Origin of the sequence: Pantoea sp. B9002 (assembly GCF_013385945.1) — a bacterium.
Taxonomy (GTDB): domain Bacteria; phylum Pseudomonadota; class Gammaproteobacteria; order Enterobacterales; family Enterobacteriaceae; genus Pantoea.
The window spans coordinates 1-20,317 of sequence record NZ_JACAPA010000034.1; the positions used below are offsets into that span (position 1 = coordinate 1).

Genomic DNA, 20,317 nt, shown 5'->3' on the forward strand with positions numbered 1-20,317 from the left:
TCGGGGCTAAAATTGCGTCTGTTACGTCCGGTCATAATGTCACCTGTTTTGACTATGAGGTGATGATATCACCTCTATTCAGGTGGCCAAATTCAGTGTGCCACTACAGCTGGGGCTGACTAAAGCGGTGGTGAGCTTCAATATCAAACAACTTGAAGCGGAACTGGGAGTCTCTTTACTGACTCGTAGTACCCGGCGAGTGTCTGTCACGGATAGCGGAGAACGGTTTTATCACCGTTGCCGGCAACTCCTGCAGGATGCTGAGCACCTCCTCGATGAAGTTCGCGGCGATCATTCTGGGTTGATAGGTTTATTGCGCATTACCACGACACCCGAGTATGGAGCGCGTGTGATAGTGCCAGCACTGGCGGAATTTTCATCCAGACACCCACAACTGCGCATCCAGCATGTTTCATCATCGAAGAATGACGACCTTATTTCCGGGCGTTTCGATGTGGCAATCCGGCTTGGTCAACTTGCCGATTCCAGTCACCATGCAAGGCTTATCGATCGCTTCGATATCTTCCCCGTCGCTTCACCTGCCTATCTGCACACCATGGGAGAATGTCCCATCACCACTCTGACGCAACTCGCTGATGCGAAATGGATTGCACATAGTCGTCTGTCAACGCCATTGAGTTGGCAAGTTTCAACACCCGAAGGTGAGAGCGTAGTTTTCAACGTACAAAGTCCTGCCATGATCATGGCTGACAACGCTGCTTCGCTCCTGGCTTTTGCTCTTGGAGGGGCTGGCGTTGCCCTCTTACCTGCCTGGCTTGTGAAGGAAGAGTTGCTCCAGGGAAATTTAATCCATTTGCTGCCAGATCATCATTTCCCCCATCAGGGGATTTTTGCCCTTTATCCCAATACCCGTCATGTACCTGAAAAAGTACGAGCGTTCATCGATTTTTTACAGAGCAGAGTTGGAAGCTCCCAATAAAACTGATGCGAGGAGCATCAAACGACTCAATGACCATGCACCGTTAACCCCACCAACCGAACCACAATCGGGCGCACTACCAGTATGCAAACAAAAGCCGCAGGCATCGCGACCTGATATGCATTCATCACATTTTCCATATAATGCGGCCCGATGCCAAATTCGGCGAAGGTGATGACCAGGCTCATCAGAAACGCCATGATGGTCGCCATATACAGCGCGAAGATGTAAGGTGAAACATGCTTTGGCAGGCGAATGCGGACGGTTTTTTTCTCGGTTGCTGCTGTCATAGCGTGATCCTTTTCAGTAAGTTTAAGCAAAACAGCCGCTAACCTATCAAGCGAATCAGCATGCGAGTAGAACGCTTCTGCTTTAATCATTATTAAGTAAAAGTAACGAATCACGCATTGAGGGATCTATGGACTTACTGGGATTGATCAACACGTTTATCCGCGTAGTGGAGAACGGCAGTATTGCCGCCGCCGCGCGGGCGAAAGGAATGAGTCCAGCAGCGGTAAGCCAAAGTGTCGCGCGTCTGGAGACACATTTGGGTGTGCGGCTGCTTTCACGCACGACCCGCAGCATGACGTTAACCAAAAGCGGTAAACGCTATTTCGAAAAAGTCCGACACATTCCCCATGATATTGACCTTGCCTCGCAGGCCGCAGCGATTGAAACCAAACCGCAGGGTCCGCTTTGCATCGCCACCACGGCGGCCTTTGGCAGGCACGTTCTCGCCCCACTGATGCCCGCTTTTAAACAAACTTACCCGGATATTGATATCGAACTGATTAGTACCGATCGCAATGTTGACCACCGTCTGGAAGGCGTTGACGTCAGTATTCGTATTGAGGCGCAACTGAACGATCAATTGATCGCCCGCAAAATTGCCTCGTTACCCTTTATCTTCTGCGCGGCACCCGCTTATCTGGCGCGCGCGGGCAGCCCTATAACGCCTGAAGATCTGAGCCAACACGCCTGTTTGGTTTTCCGCTATCCAACCGACGGACGCTTTCTTCCGTGGACGTTTATGGTCAATGGCCAGCCGGTGAATGCAAAGCTCAACCCAGAATTCATCAGCGATGATATTGATATCATCGCGAAAATTGCCGAAAACGGCGGTGGAATTGCCCGGCTGGCGAGTTTTATAGCGCAGCCGTTGCTAGAGAGCGGTCAACTCATACCTTTGTTCCACTCAGATCAAGGTGAGAAAAGCGAGGTTGTGGCTTCGCCGATGAATATTTATGCATGCGTCAACGAGCGTTCGGCGCTGAATGCAAAGGTAAGAGCGTTTATTATGTTTCTGGAACAACAACTCGCCGATTTCGTTGATTAACTCTATAATATTGGGTGTTAAAGTCATTTTTGGACGATAAGCCACAATATGCTGGATTTAACTCTTAGTAAGCCCGAAGAAATTGTGAAGCTGTTATGTGGACGCTTACGTAAAGAGCGTCTGGCACAGCGGATGACGCAGGCGGATGTCGCGGCCAGAGCGGGAATTGGCGTGAATACGGTTTCCAATCTGGAAGCGGGTCGTAACGTCGGCTTTGAAAACCTGGTGAAAGTGGCGATGGTGCTCGGTCGGGTTAACGAGCTGGAAGCGCTGTTTGCCCCGCAAATCGATAGTCTCGATGACCTGCTTCGCTACGAAAAGAACGCCAGCCGCAAGCGGGTGAAAAGGAGCAATGCAGATGGTGAGTAAAGTCGATGTCTGGTACGACGGCTGGGGAGAACGCTTCCACTGGGGCACGCTGGCCTCCTCGACCGCCCTAACCGGCCGTCCGGTGATTATGTTTGAGTATAGCGAAGCGGCTGCTCGGCGCGGTCTGGAACTCGCCTCCTTTACTTTGCCTCTGAAAGGTCCCCGGTTGCGCAGAGATTTCCCTGCTCATCAATTGGGTTTGCCCGGCCCGGTCTATGATGCGTTGCCCGATGGCTGGGGTATGTTGCTGATGGATCGCCTGTTCCGCCAGCGCGGGCTTAACGCCGCACGCATCGGCCCGTTAGAACGGTTAACTTATGTAGGCAACAACGCGATGGGTGCGATGTCGTTTGAACCCTCGCAACCTGAAGCTGATGAACGCCCTGATAACATCGCGCTGGACCAACTCTCGGCCGAAGTCCAGCAGGTGCTGGACGGCGAAGGCGGAGAGTTTTTGCAAAGACTGCTGCAGATGGGCGGCTCACCACAAGGTGCAAGACCTAAAGCCCTGCTCTATCGCGATCCCATCAGCGGGGGCTTCACCACAGCGGCATCAGCAGAATTAGAGGCCTGGCTGATAAAGTTTCCGGCGCGGCAGGAACATCCAGAAGTGTGTGCCATTGAAGCTGCGTATGCGCAGTGTCTGCGTGACTGCAACATCAGCACGCCAGATACCGCTTATTTTGCCTTGCCGAACGGTCAGGCGGCTTTCGCTTCACGACGTTTTGACCGTCAAAACGGGTTGCGCATTCCCATGCAGAGCCTGGCAGCGTTTACCGGCGCAAACTACCAATCACCCGGCGCGCTGGATTGCACCAATTTTCTGCGCGCCACCCAACTCTGCACCAATGATGTCAGGGAAAAAGCGCGCGCATTTGAAAGAGTGGTGTTCAACGTTGTTTTCAATAATCGAGACGATCACCCTAAAAACTTTGCCTGGATCATGTCAGCCAGCGGGCAATGGCAGCTGGCACCGGCCTATGACGTCACCTATTGCGAAGGTCCGGGTGGCTATCATCAGATGGATGTGATGGGTGAAGCGCTGGATATTAAACGCGCTCACCTGTTAACGCTGGGGCAACAGGAAACCGATCTCACGCCAGCGCAGGCAGGCGCTATCATCGATAATTACTGTTCGGTTGCGTCTGGCTTTGCCCGCAAAGCCGCCAATACGTTCCCAGAGCAAATTACTGCGGAAACGCTGCGCTTTCTCCAGGCGCGCATTGATGAAAACATCAAAAACCTGACGAAATAGTTATCTGCTGCGGCCCCGGAAAAACGCTCTTTTCTCGGGCCCTTCACCGCCCTGACCTGCTTTTATTACTCCCGCTCATAAACCCATTCAGTGATTACGGATAATGCTTTTGCAGATGCCGACTATGCTTACCCTTCTAAAACCATACAAATATAAGTTGTACCTCAACATTTAACCCTTTTACTGGAGGTTTGGCATGAGCAGCCAACGCGTAACAAAACCTCTCCACAATGCCGGCGGAATGCGAGTAATCAGCCGATTATCGGCAATTGATGGACGAAATCACTTCAACCTTTCACGCCGTAGCCTGCTGAAAGTCAGTGCGGCAACGGCAGCAACCGCGACATCATCGGTTGCCTTTGCTGAGGGTAGCAGCGCAACTACGCCCGCGCCGGCAATGGTGCCGATCAGCTTCAAAGTCAACGGCATACAGCAGCAGTTAGATGTCGATACCCGCACCACGCTGCTGGATGCGTTGCGTGAGCATCTGCATCTGACTGGCACCAAAAAAGGCTGCGATCACGGCCAATGTGGCGCCTGTACGGTGATGGTCAACAGACGTCGCATCAACTCGTGCCTGACTTTAGCGGTGATGCAGCAGGATGCGGAAATCACCACCATTGAAGGGTTGGGAAATCCTGACGAGCTGCATCCCCTGCAGGCGGCGTTCATCAAACATGATGGTTACCAATGCGGCTACTGCACGCCGGGGCAGATTTGTTCATCGATGGCGGTGCTGGAAGAGATCAAAGCGGGTATTCCCAGCCACGTAACCCACGATCTGGTCTCCGCGCCAAAAGTCACAGCGGATGAAATTCGCGAGCGCATGAGTGGCAATATCTGTCGCTGCGGTGCCTATTCCAACATTCTTGCGGCGATTGAAGAGTATGCGGAGGGCCTGGAATCATGAAAGCCTTTACTTACCAGCGGGTAAAAACCCCGGCTGAAGCCGCTACCAGCGCCCAGCAACATCCCAATGCCAAATTCATCGCCGGCGGCACCAATCTGCTCGATCTGATGAAGCTGGAGATTGAGACGCCCACGCATCTTATTGATGTGAATGGTCTTGAGCTGGACAAAATCGAGGCCACAACCGATGGCGGATTACGCATCGGCGCGCTAGTGCGTAACACCGATCTGGCGGCCGATGCGCGCGTTCGCCGTGATTATGGCGTGCTGTCGCGCGCATTGGTGGCGGGCGCTTCCGGCCAGCTACGTAATCAGGCGACAACCGCAGGGAATTTGCTGCAGCGCACGCGCTGTCCCTACTTCTATGACACCAACCAACCGTGCAACAAGCGTTTGCCCGGCAGTGGCTGCGCGGCGCTGGATGGCTTCAGTCGCCAGCATGCGGTGGTCGGAACCAGCCAGGCCTGTATCGCCACGCATCCTAGCGATATGGCGGTGGCGATGCGTTTGCTGGATGCGGTTATCGAAACGGTCAGCCCGGATGGCCGTGAGCGCAAAATACCGATTGCTGAATTCTATCGTGCGCCTGGCAACACGCCGCATCTGGAAACCGTGCTCACTCCTGGCGAGCTGATTGTGGCAGTTTCATTGCCAGCTCCGCTGGGCGGCACGCACATTTACCGCAAGGTGCGCGACCGCGCGTCCTACGCTTTTGCGCTGGTCTCCGTTGCCGCCATCATTCAGCCGGATAAATCTGGCCGTGTGGCGCTCGGTGGCGTGGCACATCAGCCGTGGCGGCTGGAAGAGGCGGATAACGCGGTGATTCAGGGCGCGCAGGCGGTGAGCGATCGGCTGTTCGCCACGGCGCAACCCACCGCTGAAAACGAGTTCAAGATCATTCTGGCGCAGCGTACGCTCGCTTCCGTATTGGCAGAAGCGAGAGGATAACGCATGAAATTCGAAAAACCCGCAGGCACTAACCCGATTGATCAGCTCAAGGTGGTCGGCCAACCACTCAATCGTATCGACGGTCCGCTGAAAACCTCCGGCCTGGCGCATTACGCCTACGAATGGCATCGAGAAGCGCCCTATGCGGCATACGGCTATGTGGTCGGCGCGCCGATCGCCAAAGGAAAAATCACTGCCATTGATGTGCAGGCAGCGCAAAATGCGCCGGGCGTGTTAGCGGTGGTGACGGCTAAAAACGCGGGAAAACTGGGCAAAGGCGATAAAAATACCGCTCGCCTGTTGGCGGGCGACACCATCGAACACTATCACCAGGCCGTGGCATTGGTCGTGGCGGAGACGTTTGAACAGGCGCGTGCGGCGGCGAGTTTAGTGAAGGTGGATTATCAGCGTGAGCGCGGTGCTTATGATCTCGCGCAGCAAAAACCGGGCGTTACCTCCGCTCCCGAAAAGACGCCTGATAAAGCCGTGGGTGATTTCGCCGGTGCGTTTGCAGCGTCTGACGTCAAGCTGGATGCGCACTACACCACGCCGGACCAAAGTCATACCGCGATGGAACCCCACGCCTCAATGGCGACATGGCAAGGCGATAAACTCACCGTCTGGACCTCGAATCAGATGATCGACTGGTGCCGCACCGATCTGGCCGCCACGCTTAACATGCCGATGGAAAAGATCCGCATCGTGTCGCCTTATATCGGCGGCGGCTTTGGCGGCAAGCTGTTCCTGCGCAGCGATGCGGTGTTAGCTGCGTTGGGGGCGCGCGCGGTTAAGCGTCCGGTCAAAGTGATGCTGCCTCGACCATTAATCGCCAATAACACCACGCATCGACCCGCCACCATTCAGCACATCCGCATCGGCACCGATAAATCCGGCAAGATTCAGGCCATCGCGCATGAAAGCTGGTCGGGCAATCTGCCGGATGGCACACCCGAAACCGCCGTGCAGCAAACGGAACTGCTTTACGCCGGTGCTAACCGCTTTACCGGATTACGACTGGCGACGCTGGATCTGCCCGAAGGCAACGCTATGCGCGCACCGGGTGAAGCGCCGGGACTGATGGCGCTGGAGATCGCCATCGATGAAATGGCGGAAAAAGTGGGCATCGATCCGATCGCCTTCCGCATCCTCAATGACACGCAGGTCGATCCGGCCAAACCCGAGCGCCCTTTCTCACGTCGCCAGCTGGTTGAGTGTCTGAATACCGGCGCCGAGCGCTTTGGCTGGTCACGACGCAACGCCAAACCGGCAATGGTTAAACAGGGACGCTGGCTGGTCGGCATGGGCGTTGCGGCGGGCTTTCGTAACAACATGGTGACGCCTTCCGGTGCGCGCGTGCATCTGGACAATAAAGGCATCATCACCGTTGAAACCGACATGACCGACATCGGCACCGGCAGCTACACCATCCTTGCGCAAACCGCAGCGGAGATGATGGGCGTGCCAATTGAGCGTGTGGCGGTTCGTTTAGGTGATTCAGACTTCCCGGTTTCTGCCGGTTCCGGCGGCCAATGGGGTGCGAACACCTCAACTTCTGGCGTTTACGCCGCCTGCGTGAAATTGCGTGAAGCGGTCGCCAGCAAACTGGGTTTTGATGCACAACGCGCCACCTTCAGCGACGGTCAGGTGCATGACGGAAACCAGAGCGCGCCGCTCGCTCAGGCCGCCGCCGAAGCCACCATCACCGTGGAAGACACCATCGAGTTTGGCGATCTTGATGAGCAATATCAGCAATCCACCTTCGCCGGACACTTCATTGAAGTCGGCGTGGACGTCGCCACCGGTGAAGTGCGCGTGCGGCGCATGCTGGCGGTGTGTGCCGCCGGACGCATTCTGAATCCCAAAACTGCGCGCAGTCAGGTGATTGGCGCCATGACGATGGGACTTGGCGGCGCGTTGATGGAGGAGCTGTTCGTCGATGAACGCCTCGGTTATTTCGTCAACCACGATATGGCGGGCTATGAAGTGCCGGTTCACGCTGATATTCCGCAGCAGGAGGTGATTTTCCTCGATGACACCGATCCCATCTCTTCACCGATGAAAGCAAAAGGCGTCGGTGAACTGGGCTTGTGCGGCGTCAGCGCGGCAATCGTCAATGCCATTTACAACGCCACCGGCGTGCGCGTGCGCGACTATCCGGTGACGCTGGATAAGTTACTCAAAGGCTTGCCCGCCCTTGTCTGAAGCTGAGGAGAAACACATTGCAGCAGCTACTGATTGACGAAGATCTGCAACCGCAGATTAAACCGCAGCAGGCTTTGCAGACCGATGACAGCCAAGCCATCCTGCGCTTCGCATTAGAAGCAATGGAAGCGGATTCCGCGGCTGTGTTGGTGACGCTGGTTGAGATTCGCGGTGGCGCGGCGCGGGCATTGGGTGCGCAGATGGTGGTGCGGGAAGATGGCCGCTATTGCGGCTATGTTTCCGGCGGCTGCGTTGAAGCGGCGGCGGCTTACGAAGCGTTACAAGTCATCACCAGCGGAAAAGATCGCTTTGTCTGCTATGGCGAAGGATCGCCTTATCTGGATATTGTGCTGCCCTGTGGCGGCGGAATTACGCTGGCTTTCCATCGGCTACGTGACGCGCAGCAACTGAGAAACGTGCTGGATTTACTGACAAAGCGTCAACCCGCTGCATTGCGCTATCTGCCGAAGTTTCAGCGGCTGGCGAGCGCCGCTTGCGCTGAAACAACCGGCTGGCAGGACGACGCCTTTATCACCGGGTATCTGCCAAAAACGCGCGTGGCGGTATATGGACGGTCGGTCGAAGCGCTGGCGACGGCAGCGATTGCGCAGGCCGCCGGTTACGAGGTGCTTTCTGGCGAGGATGTGCAGGCGCAGGCAGTTGATCCCTTCACGGCGGTGATTTTACTGTATCACGATCTCGATCGTGAACTGCCGGTGCTGCTTTCAGCGCTGCGTTCTACGCCCTTCTATATCGGAGCGTTAGGCAGCCGACGTACGCATGCAACGCGCGTTGAGAAACTGCTGTCGCTGGAATTTGGTGAGGATGAGATTGCGCGCATCAAAGCGCCGATTGGCATCTTTGCCCAGGCGCGCGATGCGCGCACGCTGGCGCTATCAATTGTTGCGGATGTCGCGGCGGCCCGCCTCAACGTGGTTTAGCCACCACATCGAGATCGCGCTGTACATCAGCGTCCGCTGCAAGGGTGACCAGTACGCGCGGGTCCAGCAGCGCTCTGGCACCTTCATCGCCTTGCAAATTGCGTAACGCCTCAGCGTAGCGCCCAGCAAACCCGACCGGATGGCCGGGTTTTTCTTTATACGTAAGACGCACCTGCGCCGCGCCCTGCTCCAATGCCTGTTTCACGAGCCGATAGTGATCCACCGTTAGCCACGGCATATCCCCCAGCGTAATGATCCATCCGTTCCAGTGACCGGTCATCGCCACACCCGCCGCAATTGATTCGCCGCTGCCGCCACTTTCACACAGCACAGCCTGCACGCCCGCCTTTTCAGCATGCTGACGCACCGCCAGATAGTCGGGACGCGTCACCAGCGCCACCGGCAACCCGCTCAGCTTTGCCTGTTCGATCACCGTTTCAATTACCGTCTGCGCATCGTCGCCGATGCTGGCCAGCAACTTATTGCCGCTGCCGCCGCTGGCGATATAACGCGAGCCTTTCCCTGCCGCGAGGATAAGAATGCCGGGCGCTGTTGAATCCATAGATGTTTTAAGCCTTGCGTTACCATCGATTGTTAATGAAATTACCGTTAATCCTATGATTTACAATAGATATTAACAAAAAACAGCCAATCCAAATTAGATTGACTTCAATCTAATTTATGTCAATATAGTCGCGTTTTTCAGTCTTAACGACTGCAACTCTGCCTTAAAAATAGTGGTGATATGAAAGAGTTAAACGATGAAGTTTGCTGTGTAGGTCCAGAGAGTGAAGCGCCGGTGACTGTTGATCAGTTTCTCTGCTTCGCGCTCTATTCCGCGTCCCTTGCGATGACCAAACTTTATCAGTCACGACTGAAACCGCTGGGTTTGACCTATCCGCAGTATCTGGTGCTGCTGGCGCTGTGGGAAAAAGACAATGTCACCGTTTCAGAATTGGGCGCGCGCGTACAGCTGGATTCAGGCACGCTCAGCCAGCTTTTAAAGCGACTGGAGCAGGCTGGCATTATCAGTAGAAAACGCGATGTCGGTGGCGATGAGCGCAGAGTGCTGATCTCCGTCACTGAGCAGGGACAAGAATTAAAGATCGCGGCGGCGGGCGTTCCGGCTGACATGGTGTCAGTAATGGATACGCCTTATGAAGAACTGGCCGATCTCACTGCACGCGTTACCACGCTGCGCCAGAAACTGATCAATGCCCTTCCCTGAAGGCGCAAAGTAATACATTGCCAAAAATGCTTTGGAGCAAGCTGAAAAATGTTAATTAGCAAAGGAATTAAGGAGAAGGCGATGTCAGTCGAGAAAGCGGAAAATATGGATGACATTCATGCTGTCATTGGTCACGCCGTGTCGTGCCTGCTTAAATCCGATCAACCTTTGCAACTTGACCTTATTACTGCGCTATTGAAACAGCATGAAGAAGTCGCGCCCGTTCAGCTCAAGCAGGATTATGTCAACGCGATGAGTAAGATTGCGGAAAAGTGTTTAGCGTCGTAATCAGTGCTTTTTCTCATTCGGGATATAAGCATGCTTCGCACTACTGAAATCTTGTCCATCGCGTTGCGTGTTGGTCCTGACGCTATGATTTCTGACATCCGCCAGTGCGCGTTGGCAGGCAACTCGCCTGTAGCTTTCCTGTTCTGTTTCCGCCATCTCTTCGAGTTTGGCGATCAGCGCCGCAGAGGATACCGCAACCTGGTCTTCTAAAAGAGCAAGCAGCGCCTCACCGATCAATCGGTCCTTCATCTGTTCGTCGTAACTGCTGGTCATTTAATTCTCTGTGTAGTCATATTCACTCAAGCTTAAGAGTTATTAAACAGTGGCGTTGTTGTCTTGAGAAAATCAACGTGCGTCAGTCAGGTTAAGAGAAAACAATTGTTTTGTAAAATCCAATCTAATTCAGCAGCGCTATCCGCAAGTCCTGCCGCATAAAAAATGATCGCCCCGGCGCGATGACATTCCCCGATAAAAACAAGCTCACCCAACTTGATTAAAGATAAGAAAAGTCTTAGTGGCCTCGCGTAAGTTTCCATGGCGAATAATCACCACGGGAAATAAATAGTATGAGAGCCGCAACCACTGCTTTTCTCGCCTCACTTTGCCTTGCTGTTATCGGTTAGGATGCAGCGAAATTGAAGATCTATCAGTACAGAAAATTCACTTTTAATGTGAAGAATCATGAAGTCACCTGCGACGGCAAGATGATGGCGGAGATAGCAACCACCGACTCTGCGCGTGTTATGCAAGGCGATGGATTGACCGTTATTTTCTATCACTATTTTCCAGAAAAAGCGGCGGTAATGAAGGATGGCCAGTTTGTCGATTGGGCCAAACTGAAACGTTAATGATGATGCGGGCAGCAAGGAGGCTGCTCTATCTTCTTCGGGCGTGATAAACACTCGCCAGCGCATTCTTTTAGTCAGTAACTTTTATCAATGATTAATAACGTTAAATAAGCCGATTAAAAAGCGTTCACTAAACCCACCAGGATATTTCGCTAAAATATCTTTGTTTACAGTTTATAACGGTAGGATTTATTCCACTTACTACACTGGAAGCGTGTATTTGCACGCTATTAACTTTATAAGGAATAAATCCAGTGCGTAAATTTTCTCTGATTGTATTAACTGCGGGCGTGCTGCTGTCGGTCACTTCTCAGGTTGAAGCTAAAGGCTGCATCAAAGGTGCAGTTGTCGGCGGCGTGGCGGGCCACGTAGCGCATCACGGCGTTGCTGGCGCGGCAGCGGGTTGTGCGGTTGGTCACCATATGGCGAACAAAAAGCAGAAAGAAGCGGACAGCAAACAGCAGCAATCTAAGTAATTCCCGGAGCTGCCTGTGCAAACAGGCAGCTGTAAAACGCGTTAAAAACGTTTTTGCGAATCGGCATCGAACAGCATCGCGCGATCCGCATCAATGGTCACCGGCAGAATATCCCCCGCCTGCGCACCAGAACGTTGCGTGGTGAACAGCATGATGTCATGCCCCAGCAGCGATCCATGAATCAGCTCGGATAAACCTGTCGGCTCCACCAGCGACACTTCTAACGGCAACACATTCATCGCGCCCGCTTCAGCAATCGCCACGTTTTCGGGGCGAATACCGTAAATCACCGCTCGCCCAACCTGATGCTGCGACCAATGCGCATTAAGCGGCAGCTGTGCGCTATCGCCAATACGCACGCCCTGCGCGGTGATCACGCCATTGATGAAGTTCATTGATGGCGAGCCAATAAAGCTGGCGACAAACTTGTTAGCCGGTGTGTCATACAGCTCAAGCGGCGTACCGACCTGCTGAATTACGCCGTTGTTCAGCACCACAATGCGATCTGCCAGCGTCATGGCTTCAACCTGATCGTGCGTCACGTACACAATGGTGTTGTTCATCTGCTGATGCAGCTTCTTGATCTCGACGCGCATCTGACCGCGCAGCTGCGCATCAAGGTTCGACAGCGGTTCATCAAACAGAAACACCTGCGGCTGACGCACGATGGCGCGTCCCATGGCCACACGCTGGCGCTGGCCGCCTGATAACTCTTTGGGTCGGCGATCGAGCAGATGCGTCAGGCTGAGAATTTCCGCCGCACGCCTCACCTTCTCTTCAATTTCCGCACGCGGACGCTTCTGAATTTCCAGGCTGAAGCCCATATTGCGCGCCACCGTCAGATGCGGATAAAGCGCGTAGCTTTGAAACACCATCGAGATATCGCGATCTTTGGGCGCCACGTCGTTCATCAATTGGTTGCCGATACGGATATCGCCGCCGGTCGCCAGCTCCAGTCCGGCGATGGTGCGCAGCAGCGTCGATTTGCCGCAGCCGGATGGCCCCACCAGCACCACGAATTCGCCGTCTTTGATGGTGAGGTTAATATCGCGCAGCACCTCAACGTTGCCATAGCGCTTGTCGATCTGTTTGAGCGTGATTTCAGCCATGATTTACCCCTTAACCGCACCGGCGGTGAGTCCCTGAACCAAATAGCGTTGAATAAAGGCGAAGAACAGACAGGCCGGAATCAGCGCCATCACCACCGCCGCCATCATCTCGCCCCAGGAAACGGCAAACTTCGACACGAAGCTGAGCAGCCCAACCGGGAAGGTCATCACTTCGTTTTTATTGATCAGCATCAGCGAGAACAGCAGCTCGCTCCATGCCGCGGTAAACACAAAGCCCAATGTGGCCGCCATGCCCGGCAAGGTCAGCGGCATCAGCACGCGATACAGCGCCTGAAAACGCGTGCAGCCTTCCAGCATCGCCGACTCCTCCAGATCTTTTGGAATCGCATCGAAGAAGGATTGCATTAGAAAGGTGGCAAACGGCACGTTGAACGCGGTGTAGATCAGAATCAGCCCCAGCAAGCTGTTGGTCAGACCCAGCGGCGCCATCACCTTGTAAATCGGCGCGATGATCATCACCAGCGGGAACATCTGCGTGAACAGCAGCAGCCCGGCGATCAGCACTTTGCCGCGAAACTGGAAGCGCGAAAAGGCATAGCCGGCCGCAGCGGCAATCAGCGTGGTAAGAAACGCGGTGCTAAACGAGACAATCAGGCTGTTGGTAAAAAAGGTCGGGAAATCACTGTCGGTCAGCACTTTTTTGAAATGACCGAACGTCACGCCGCTCGGCAATAACGTGACGCCCTTACTAAACAACAGTTGGTCCGGCGTCAGCGAGATTTTGATGATCCAATACAACGGAAACAGCGCGAACAGCAGATACGCCGCAATACTCAGGCGATGGCCAATCAGCGGTAAGAGTCGCATCGTCGCCTCCTATTTCAGCAGCTGATGACGGATGCGCAGCAACACCAGCGCATAACAGGTCATCAGCAGTAACAGAAACACCGCCATCGCTGAGGCATAGCCAAAGTCGAGCTTGCGATAGGCGGTGGTGAAGATGTAGCTGGAGAGAATCGAGGTCGATCCCGCCGGGCCGCCATCGGTCATCACCACAATGAGATCGGCAAAATTGGCGATCCAGATGGTGCGCAGCATCACGGTGATGGCGATCATCGGTGCCAGAAACGGCAGCGTGACGCGACGAAACTGCTGCCAGCCGCTGGCACCGTCAATCGAGGCCGCTTCGTACAGGTCTTTGGGAATCGACTGCAGCGCCGCCAGCAGCGTGATGGCAAAGAACGGAATACCAAACCAAACGTTGGCGATCACCGGTCCCCACATTGCCAGCTGCGGATCGGACAGGATGTTGTACGGCTCACTCAGCACGCCCACATCGCTCAGCCACTGCGGCAGCGGCCCGACCACCGGATTGAACAACCATGACCAGGTCAAGCCAGAGAGAAACGCCGGAACCGCCCACGGCAAGAACACCAGCGCCTGCACCCAACGGCGAAAACGGAATTCGCGATTGAGCAGCAACGCCAGCGCCAGTCCGAAGAAGAACTGCAGCAGCAGCGAGCTGAGCGTCCAGTTCAGCGTGTGACCCAGCGCTTTGAAAAAGCGCCGGTCATCAAACATCTCGGTGAAGTTATCCCAGCCAACCCAACCGGTCTCCAGCGGATTCAGCAGGTTGATACTCTGAAACGCGTAGGAGATGCCGATCGCCATCGGCACAAAGATGAACAAAGCGATCAGCAACAGGCCAGGCGACAAATACCACCACGGCTCAGCCAGTCGACTCCAGCGAAGACGGCGGCTGCGCGCCGGACTGTTTGGCAGAGAAGCATCAAGCATCATAATCAAACTCCGCGTGGTTAGAGGTTACTGCGTGGCAAGCCAGGCTTTCTGCTCTTTGCTGAGATATTTCGCCCAATCCTTCACCATGCTTTCGGTATCGTTCTCACCCAGCAAAGTTTCCTGGCTGCTCTCTTTCACAATCACCGAGTTGAAGTAGCCCCAGCCTTTGAGATGGGTTGGCATGGTGAGCGGCACATAGTTAGGATCGTTCAGCTCTTTGAACCAGCCGGCGAACTGCGGCGTTTGATAGAACGGATCCTGCTCGGCGCCTTTGTAAATCGGCAGCGTGCCGACGAATTTCGACCATGCGAGGTTGTTGGTTTTGTCACTGAGGAAGGTAATCAGCGGCCAGGCGAGATCCTTCTGTTTACCCTGCTTGAACATTGACCAACCGGTATAACCAATGGTCGGGAAGGCTTTGCCTGATGGGCCAACCGGCATCGGAGCCACAGCGAAATCATCGGCTGCCATGCTGTTTTTGATGGCGATCAGCGCGTCGGGATCCTGATCGAGCATCGCGCATTTACCCGAATAGAAGCCTGAGACGATCTCATTGAAGCCCCAGTTAACGCTGTCTTTCGAGGCGCCGCCTTTTTGGTACATATCCACTAGCAGCTGCGCGCCTTTCATCGCGCCCGGCTCGGTCAACGTGCTGTTACCTTGTTTGTCGAAGAACGCCGGTGAACCGTTCATCGCCGCCATAAACATCATCCACGCGTTAGTGCCGCCCACGCCACCGCGCATGCAGTAACCGCTGATGCCGTTACCCAATTTGCTGATGCGCTGGGCATCGCTGGCGAACTCCTCCATGGTTTTCGGCGGTTCGCTCAATCCTGCCTGCTGGAACAGCTTTTTATTCCAGAACAGCGCGCGCAGATAAAAGCCGTACGGCACCATGGTGGCTTTACCGTTGGCGGCGCGCGCCATGGCCAGCGTTTTATCGGTGAGCTGCGGCGTGGCATCCCAGCTTTTCAGGCGCGGCTCGAGGTCTTCCAGCATATTGTTGCTGGCATACAATCCTTGCCAGGTATCCGGCATCTCCACCACATCCGGCACCTGACCGCTCTGCAGCATGGTGCCGAGCTTTTCAAATGCCTGGCCCCACGGCAGAGAAATCAGTTCAATCTCCGTGCCGGGATGCTGGGTTTTATACTCATCGAGCATTTTTTGTAGCAGCGCGGTGCGCGGCGGGCTGGTAATCACTTCCACTACGGTAAGTTTGGCGGCGAGGCTGCTCATCGCTGCACTCAAACCCACGGCTAACACTAATGCTTTCACGGCAAAACGTTGCGTCATGACTTTTCTCCAGTGAGTGATTACGCGCGATTAGCGCTGGCAAGGGCTTGCTGCAAATCGGCCCACAAATCGTTGGTCTCTTCGAGGCCGACCGAGATACGGATCAGGCGTGGCGAGACGCCGAAATCCACCGCCGAGTTAAATTCACTGGCCTGATTGATCACCGAAATCGCCGGCATCACCAGACTCTCAAATCCGCCCCAGCTCACGCCCATGTGGAACAGCTCCAGCGCGTTGCACAACTGCGGAATATCGACCTGCTCCGCCACCTCAAAAGCAAACAGACCGCTGTAGCCGCGTAAGGTGGACCACGACTGCGGTTTCAGCCCCGGATGGCAGACGTCCATCACCAGCGGATGCTCCGCCAGTTTCTCGGCAATAGTCAGCGCGCTCTGGTGATGTTGTTTCATGCGCAGCGGCAGCGTGCGCAGGCCGCGCATTAGCAGTGACGCTTCATGCGCCGAGAGTTTGCCGCCGAGATAAGGGCTGATGTGACGGGTGATATTGTTGATGTGCTGCTGGCTGGCGATCACCAAACCGGCCACCACATCGCTGTGGCCGCTGATATATTTCGACGCCGAGTGCACCACGATATCGATGCCGCACAGCAGCGGCTGCTGGAAAATCGGTGAAGCCCAGCTGTTATCGATAATGCTGACCACGCCCGCTTCGCGCGCCATCGCGCCAAGCTTATTCAGATTCTGTTCGCTCATCACCCAGCTTGAGGGACTTTCCAGATACAGCAGGCTGGCATCGGTTAAGGCCGCACGAATTGCGGCTTCGTCATCACCATCGACGAACTCGGTAACGATGCCAAACCGCTGGCAGAAGCCGCGCAGAAAGCGGTAGGTATCGGGATAAACGTGATTAACGCACACCACTTTTTTACCCGGCGCCACCACGCTGAGAATCGCATTGCTGATCGCCGCCATGCCGCTGCCAAAAGCCAGACAGGCTTCGCCGCCCTCCAGCGCTGCCATCTTGTCTTGCAGCGCTTTGACCGTCGGGTTATCGACGCGCGAATAGAGCGGCTGATCGCTCTCGCCGCGAAAGCGCGCGATCATGCTGTCGTAATCGCTGAAGGTGAACAGCGAAGACTGGTAAATCGGCGTGGTGACCGCGCCCATTTCATGGCGTTGATCGTGAGTGAGCAGCGTTTGTTGCGGAATCGGCTTATCGTTTGGCATTAATTACATCCTTCATGTCGCGTTCGGTGATATCGAGAATTTGATGGCAGATGGCGCGTGCCGCCGTGCAATCGCGCTGGCGGATAGCGTTGAAGAGTTCACGGTGCAGCGGGAAAGAGTCCGAAAAAAGCGCCTGTTCCGGCGGTGATTCGAAAAATGCATGAAATGAGTCGTAGATGCCGTTGAGCATTTGCAGCAGCAATGGATTCCCCGCAGCGCGATAGATGCTGGCGTGAAATGCCCAGTCTTCCGCACCGGCAGAACCAATCGCCAGATGCACTTTTTCCATCTCATTGAGACGTTGCTCGATTTCGATCAGATCGTCAGCCGTGGCGCGCTGAGCCGCCAACACGCAGGATTCCGATTCGATGATGCGACGCACTTCCAGCGCGTGCAGCATGTTGGCCGAGTCGTTTTTAAAGCGCAGCGATAAGAAGCTGTCGTTGACGCCCACTTCCGCCTGCAAAAAGGTACCGCTGCCCTTTTTACGCAGAATAATGCCTAGCGCTTCCCAGCGTTTGAGCGCTTCACGCACCGTATTGCGGCTGACGCCAAGCTTCTCCGCCAGCACACGTTCCGGCGGCAAGCGGCTGCCGGGTTGCGCGCCCGACTGCGCCATATAACGCGTTAGCGCATCAAGGATCAGCGTATCGCTGCGCGGCGTGGAAATAGGATGAAGCTCAACCGGTATCTGCATCGCATGGCCTTAATTGGTCCAACATCTCTACCAATCGAATAGCAACGGGCGTGCCAGATTATTAATGCGCTGAATTAGATGAATTTTGTGCGGGGTAATAAGTGGAGGTTATGAGTTTTGCTGGTGCAAATCGGGAGATTTGCACCAGATGGGGACGTGGCAAGAGTGCTGATCAACTTGAAAGGGATTTAGCCGCGAGCAACTAAGACGCTTTTATTTATTTAAAACCTGCCAGCGTTTATAGACGTCGAGCGCTTGCGGTCGAGGCTGATATTTCATCGGCAACCGGCGTTGCTCTATCGGCTTGCTGTATTCATCGTAAAAGGTGTCCAGTTCAAAGTATTTACGGTCATCACGGTAATACGTCGAATACTCTTCGCGTTTGGTGATGTATATCACCTGCTTTGGACTGCAATAATAGAGTGCGCCCAGACACATTGGACAAGGGCTGGCAAGAATATAAATGTCGCAATCGGTGAGGTTTTCGCTGCCCGTTTCACGGCAGGCTTCGCGGATGGCCAGAATTTCAGCATGAGCCGTGGGATCGTTCGTCTGGGCCACGCGGTTTGCGCTTTCCGCGATTACCTTGCCATCGCGAACAATTACTGTTGCAAATGGGCGTCCGCCCTCTTCAACGTTTTTCATTGCTAAATCGATCGTGCGTTGTACAAAGTCCATTCATTCCTCGCTTGTAGACATCAATAACCATGACATTTTGAGCCTGGTTCAGTTTTGTATAATGCGAAAGGGATCAGCAGATTGAACGTATAGGATTTAACCGTTGAGTGAGTAAGATTTTATTTCTGATGGCGGCATTGCTGGATATACCAATATAGGTGGTCGCAATGAATGGATAAATCCCGTAGGGTCGCCATTCATGGTGACCAGGTGCGCATTAATGCGCACCTTACGAAATACTAAACCGGGCATTGTCATCATATTTTGCCAGGTCGCCATAAATGGCGACCCTACGTGGATTAGGCAATGCGTTTTGCCTGGATATTTAACAGTGCTGCGATATTTTCAAGCACCGCGCCGAGATGTCCGCGGCCAATCGCACAATGATGTGCGGCCCCGCCTTCACACCATAATCGGGTGAAGTCGCGCGCGCTGAGGGCAAAGCGGTAGTTGCTGTTGGTGTTGCCGATATCGAGCGTTTCACCCGCCACGGCTGCGCCTTCGGCGTATTGCAGCGTTATGCTTCCATCGCGATGCTCCACCACCGATAAGAACGTCACCGGCCCTTGAGCCACATTCATCTGAATCGAAACCCCTTTCCCTGGCTTGCCGTGAAAAACCGGCAAAGGCACCAACCGGACTTTCGCTGCCGACATCGCCGGATGCGCCGGCCCATCATGTCCCCACTGCACGGTGTCATCGCGGAAGTTGATGCCGTAAGGCTCGGAGAACGATCCGCCCGCCTTCAGAAGAGATATGATCTTCATCGCAATCACGTTTTTGATTTCACACTCACCGGCGACAGGAATTCCGCGGTTGGTCAGCAAGGTGTTACCGGCGATCACCGAGGTGACGATATTTTCATGCTCTGAACCGGGAGCGCCTTCATAGTAATAAGCCAGCGCGCCCAGCTTATGTCGCTCAACCAATTTATCGAGCGCCACCGCGGTACTTAATGCGCGTTGAATTTCTGCCTCTTCGCAGGCGCGATCAACATCCAGCACGCGGTAAAGCTCATCCCTTTTAGCGCTGGCTTTACTCTCTTCCAGCTGGCTGGCAAGACTAACTAATTCGCAGAATTCGACGATTTTGAAGCGCACGCCAAAGCGTCCGGAGAGATTGGTGATGTCTGAGTAGACATCATACATGCCGTTGTAATAGTGACCGGCGATGCCAATTTGCGTCTGCTTGAGCGAGCGCACCACATACGCAGCGCTAAGCCAGTTGGCAATCTGCCGCCATGCCACATCGTCATCCAAATAACCGACAATCAGCTGATGCTGAATGCCGATTCGCTGAAAGACGTTAACCAACTCTGGCGCTGTGCAGGCCTGGCAGTGCGCCAGCCATTGGCCAGTGCGATCTTCGCGGTTGGTGAGCGCATTGATTTGCCGACAAGGCACCGCCATCTCCGGCTGCAAAGCCAAAATCAACACCGGTTTATTCAGGCTTTGCACCAGCGGAAGCACGGTGGAACTCAGCGCATAAGTGGTGATGTATAACACCACCACATCAACCTTCTCATCCGCAAACAATTGCGTCGCCTGCTCTGTTTTCTCGCTGTTATCGATCAGACCTGCATCCACGACCTCAGCGTCATAACTTCGTAGTCGCGCAGATACCCCAGCAAGATAGTGCTCAAGCTGCTCCCGCAGCCCGGCAAACTGTGGCCAGTAGGTTTCAAGCCCGATGCCAAAAAGTCCGACTTTAATGTTGTCCACAACCATTCCTCGCACTGGAAAGAGAAGCTTTCTATTGTGCGAATTTAAGGCTGGGAAACCTGTGTCATTCAGACAGCCAACATCAGTTTATGGCAGGAGATCAATAATCAGCCTGTAATGGCTCGCAG

General features: G+C 54.5%; 23 protein-coding genes. 12 read left to right on the plus strand and 11 right to left on the minus strand.

Annotated features, from left to right (window positions below; genetic code table 11):
• Window positions 1–97 precede the first annotated feature (97 nt).
• Window positions 98–940 (plus strand): LysR substrate-binding domain-containing protein, encoded by an 843-nt coding sequence (locus HX773_RS16630; RefSeq protein ID WP_370463614.1) that lies wholly within the window; start codon window positions 98–100, stop codon window positions 938–940.
• 26 nt (window positions 941–966) lie between these two features.
• On the opposite strand, the gene HX773_RS16635 is transcribed toward HX773_RS16630, so the two are convergent.
• Window positions 967–1,230: a DUF2798 domain-containing protein gene (locus HX773_RS16635; RefSeq protein WP_176972441.1), complete on the minus strand. Its 264-nt coding sequence runs from the start codon at window positions 1,228–1,230 to the stop codon at window positions 967–969.
• A 128-nt stretch (window positions 1,231–1,358) separates the two neighbouring features.
• On the opposite strand from HX773_RS16635, the gene HX773_RS16640 reads away from it, so the two are divergent.
• The 7 genes from HX773_RS16640 (at window position 1,359) to HX773_RS16670 (ending at window position 8,900) form a co-directional block, all read left to right on the plus strand.
• Window positions 1,359–2,276, plus strand: a complete 918-nt coding sequence (locus HX773_RS16640) for a LysR family transcriptional regulator (RefSeq protein WP_176972442.1) — start codon at window positions 1,359–1,361, stop codon at window positions 2,274–2,276.
• A gap of 48 nt (window positions 2,277–2,324) precedes the next feature.
• Window positions 2,325–2,645 (plus strand): helix-turn-helix domain-containing protein, encoded by a 321-nt coding sequence (locus HX773_RS16645; protein WP_176972443.1) that lies wholly within the window; start codon window positions 2,325–2,327, stop codon window positions 2,643–2,645.
• Window positions 2,635–3,900, plus strand: a complete 1,266-nt coding sequence (locus HX773_RS16650) for a type II toxin-antitoxin system HipA family toxin (RefSeq protein WP_176972444.1) — start codon at window positions 2,635–2,637, stop codon at window positions 3,898–3,900. Before HX773_RS16645 ends, HX773_RS16650 begins: the two co-directional genes overlap by 11 nt.
• A 241-nt stretch (window positions 3,901–4,141) precedes the next feature.
• Window positions 4,142–4,810, plus strand: a complete 669-nt coding sequence (gene paoA / locus HX773_RS16655; RefSeq protein WP_176972514.1) for an aldehyde dehydrogenase iron-sulfur subunit PaoA — start codon at window positions 4,142–4,144, stop codon at window positions 4,808–4,810.
• Complete coding sequence (locus HX773_RS16660; protein WP_176972445.1) at window positions 4,807–5,757, plus strand: xanthine dehydrogenase family protein subunit M; 951 nt, start codon at window positions 4,807–4,809, stop codon at window positions 5,755–5,757. The genes paoA and HX773_RS16660 overlap by 4 nt, the downstream gene beginning before the upstream one ends.
• A gap of 3 nt (window positions 5,758–5,760) precedes the next feature.
• The gene (gene paoC, locus HX773_RS16665) at window positions 5,761–7,959 is read left to right on the plus strand and encodes an aldehyde oxidoreductase molybdenum-binding subunit PaoC (RefSeq protein ID WP_176972446.1); all 2,199 of its coding nucleotides are present in this window, start codon (window positions 5,761–5,763) and stop codon (window positions 7,957–7,959) included.
• A gap of 17 nt (window positions 7,960–7,976) precedes the next feature.
• Window positions 7,977–8,900 (plus strand): XdhC family protein, encoded by a 924-nt coding sequence (locus HX773_RS16670; RefSeq protein ID WP_176972447.1) that lies wholly within the window; start codon window positions 7,977–7,979, stop codon window positions 8,898–8,900.
• On the opposite strand, the gene HX773_RS16675 is transcribed toward HX773_RS16670, so the two are convergent.
• Window positions 8,887–9,462, minus strand: a complete 576-nt coding sequence (locus HX773_RS16675; protein WP_176972448.1) for an NTP transferase domain-containing protein — start codon at window positions 9,460–9,462, stop codon at window positions 8,887–8,889. The two genes, HX773_RS16670 and HX773_RS16675, sit on opposite strands and share 14 nt — an antisense overlap.
• Window positions 9,463–9,645: 183 nt before the next feature.
• Between HX773_RS16675 and HX773_RS16680 the strand changes: the two genes are divergently transcribed.
• Window positions 9,646–10,128 (plus strand): MarR family winged helix-turn-helix transcriptional regulator, encoded by a 483-nt coding sequence (locus tag HX773_RS16680; protein ID WP_176972449.1) that lies wholly within the window; start codon window positions 9,646–9,648, stop codon window positions 10,126–10,128.
• An 81-nt stretch (window positions 10,129–10,209) separates the two neighbouring features.
• Complete coding sequence (locus HX773_RS16685; protein WP_176972450.1) at window positions 10,210–10,416, plus strand: hypothetical protein; 207 nt, start codon at window positions 10,210–10,212, stop codon at window positions 10,414–10,416.
• On the opposite strand, the gene HX773_RS16690 is transcribed toward HX773_RS16685, so the two are convergent.
• Complete coding sequence (locus HX773_RS16690; protein ID WP_176972451.1) at window positions 10,417–10,689, minus strand: hypothetical protein; 273 nt, start codon at window positions 10,687–10,689, stop codon at window positions 10,417–10,419. It lies immediately after the preceding gene.
• A 362-nt stretch (window positions 10,690–11,051) separates the two neighbouring features.
• Here HX773_RS16690 and HX773_RS16695 point away from each other — a divergent pair, with 362 nt between their 5' ends.
• Together HX773_RS16695 and HX773_RS16700 are read left to right on the plus strand one after the other, a co-directional pair.
• Window positions 11,052–11,264, plus strand: a complete 213-nt coding sequence (locus HX773_RS16695) for a hypothetical protein (RefSeq protein ID WP_176972452.1) — start codon at window positions 11,052–11,054, stop codon at window positions 11,262–11,264.
• 254 nt (window positions 11,265–11,518) lie between these two features.
• The gene (locus HX773_RS16700; protein WP_101761506.1) at window positions 11,519–11,740 is read left to right on the plus strand and encodes a hypothetical protein; all 222 of its coding nucleotides are present in this window, start codon (window positions 11,519–11,521) and stop codon (window positions 11,738–11,740) included.
• A 41-nt stretch (window positions 11,741–11,781) separates the two neighbouring features.
• On the opposite strand, the gene HX773_RS16705 is transcribed toward HX773_RS16700, so the two are convergent.
• The 8 genes from HX773_RS16705 to HX773_RS16740 all read right to left on the minus strand — a co-directional run bounded on the left by HX773_RS16705 (window position 11,782) and on the right by HX773_RS16740 (window position 20,195).
• Window positions 11,782–12,849, minus strand: coding sequence for an ABC transporter ATP-binding protein (locus tag HX773_RS16705; protein ID WP_176972453.1), 1,068 nt, complete (start codon window positions 12,847–12,849; stop codon window positions 11,782–11,784).
• A 3-nt stretch (window positions 12,850–12,852) separates the two neighbouring features.
• Complete coding sequence (locus HX773_RS16710) at window positions 12,853–13,677, minus strand: carbohydrate ABC transporter permease (RefSeq protein ID WP_176972454.1); 825 nt, start codon at window positions 13,675–13,677, stop codon at window positions 12,853–12,855.
• Window positions 13,678–13,686: 9 nt separating this feature from the next.
• Window positions 13,687–14,610 (minus strand): carbohydrate ABC transporter permease, encoded by a 924-nt coding sequence (locus tag HX773_RS16715; protein WP_176972455.1) that lies wholly within the window; start codon window positions 14,608–14,610, stop codon window positions 13,687–13,689.
• Between the two features lie 24 nt (window positions 14,611–14,634).
• The gene (locus HX773_RS16720) at window positions 14,635–15,906 is read right to left on the minus strand and encodes a sugar ABC transporter substrate-binding protein (protein WP_176972456.1); all 1,272 of its coding nucleotides are present in this window, start codon (window positions 15,904–15,906) and stop codon (window positions 14,635–14,637) included.
• A 20-nt stretch (window positions 15,907–15,926) separates the two neighbouring features.
• Window positions 15,927–17,093, minus strand: a complete 1,167-nt coding sequence (locus HX773_RS16725) for a PLP-dependent transferase (protein ID WP_176972457.1) — start codon at window positions 17,091–17,093, stop codon at window positions 15,927–15,929.
• The gene (locus tag HX773_RS16730) at window positions 17,080–17,790 is read right to left on the minus strand and encodes a FadR/GntR family transcriptional regulator (RefSeq protein ID WP_154191282.1); all 711 of its coding nucleotides are present in this window, start codon (window positions 17,788–17,790) and stop codon (window positions 17,080–17,082) included. The genes HX773_RS16725 and HX773_RS16730 overlap by 14 nt, the downstream gene beginning before the upstream one ends.
• A gap of 213 nt (window positions 17,791–18,003) precedes the next feature.
• Complete coding sequence (locus HX773_RS16735; RefSeq protein WP_176972458.1) at window positions 18,004–18,468, minus strand: nucleoside deaminase; 465 nt, start codon at window positions 18,466–18,468, stop codon at window positions 18,004–18,006.
• Between the two features lie 299 nt (window positions 18,469–18,767).
• On the minus strand, window positions 18,768–20,195 hold the full coding sequence (locus HX773_RS16740) for an L-fucose/L-arabinose isomerase family protein (protein ID WP_176972459.1): 1,428 nt from the start codon (window positions 20,193–20,195) through the stop codon (window positions 18,768–18,770).
• Window positions 20,196–20,317: the final 122 nt, after the last annotated feature.